This is a genomic window from Klebsiella sp. BIGb0138, from assembly GCF_004342285.1.
Lineage (GTDB): Bacteria > Pseudomonadota > Gammaproteobacteria > Enterobacterales > Enterobacteriaceae > Klebsiella.
Genome location: NZ_SMCV01000030.1, coordinates 1 through 1,180, shown reverse-complemented (window position 1 = coordinate 1,180; position 1,180 = coordinate 1). Strand labels below are relative to the sequence as shown.

The 1,180-nt window shown below is 48.8% G+C and carries 2 tRNA genes and 2 rRNA genes; all 4 read right to left on the bottom strand.

The window, feature by feature from the left end:
* A 23S ribosomal RNA gene (locus EDF73_RS27360) occupies positions 1–239 on the bottom strand; the annotation flags it as partial.
* Positions 240–445: 206 nt separating this feature from the next.
* Positions 446–521 (bottom strand) — tRNA-Ala (locus EDF73_RS27355).
* A gap of 109 nt (positions 522–630) precedes the next feature.
* Positions 631–707 (bottom strand) — tRNA-Ile (locus EDF73_RS27350).
* 71 nt (positions 708–778) lie between these two features.
* Positions 779–1,180, bottom strand: a 16S ribosomal RNA gene (locus EDF73_RS27345); the annotation flags it as partial.

Sequence of the window (1,180 nt, the reverse complement as noted above, 5' to 3'; positions counted from 1 at the left end):
GGGGAATCTCGGTTGATTTCTTTTCCTCGGGGTACTTAGATGTTTCAGTTCCCCCGGTTCGCTTCGTTAAGCTATGTATTCACTTAACGATAGTGTGACGAATCACACTGGGTTTCCCCATTCGGAAATCGCCGGTTATAACGGTTCATATCACCTTACCGACGCTTATCGCAGATTAGCACGTCCTTCATCGCCTCTGACTGCCAGGGCATCCACCGTGTACGCTTAGTCGCTTAACCTCACAACCCGAAGCTGTTTCGTAAAACAGTCCGCGTTGCGAAAATTTGAGAGACTCGAACACATTGTTTTTCCTTTCTTATTACGGAGAAAGGAAACAGTGTGTCGTTTCAATTTTCAGCTTGATCCAGATTTTTAAAGAGCAAAACTTCGCAGTGCACCTTTTCAGGTACACTCTGAAGTTTTCTTGTTTTATGCAGTAAAAGGATGGTGGAGCTATGCGGGATCGAACCGCAGACCTCCTGCGTGCAAGGCAGGCGCTCTCCCAGCTGAGCTATAACCCCATCGTAATTTTTCTCTCTGTTTACCGTAATTCGATATCGGGCAAGGCGTGGTGACGCGAAACATACTGAAGTATGTGAGTGTCGCCATAACGCAGCACGGTAGCGAATTTGGTAGGCCTGAGTGGACTTGAACCACCGACCTCACCCTTATCAGGGGTGCGCTCTAACCACCTGAGCTACAAGCCTGCAGAGATTTTTTACTGCTTATTTTTCATCAGACAATCTGTGTGGACACTACAAAGGCAGGTTCTTTCAGGTAAGGAGGTGATCCAACCGCAGGTTCCCCTACGGTTACCTTGTTACGACTTCACCCCAGTCATGAATCACAAAGTGGTAAGCGCCCTCCCGAAGGTTAAGCTACCTACTTCTTTTGCAACCCACTCCCATGGTGTGACGGGCGGTGTGTACAAGGCCCGGGAACGTATTCACCGTAGCATTCTGATCTACGATTACTAGCGATTCCGACTTCATGGAGTCGAGTTGCAGACTCCAATCCGGACTACGACATACTTTATGAGGTCCGCTTGCTCTCGCGAGGTCGCTTCTCTTTGTATATGCCATTGTAGCACGTGTGTAGCCCTACTCGTAAGGGCCATGATGACTTGACGTCATCCCCACCTTCCTCCAGTTTATCACTGGCAGTCTCCTTTGAGTTCCCG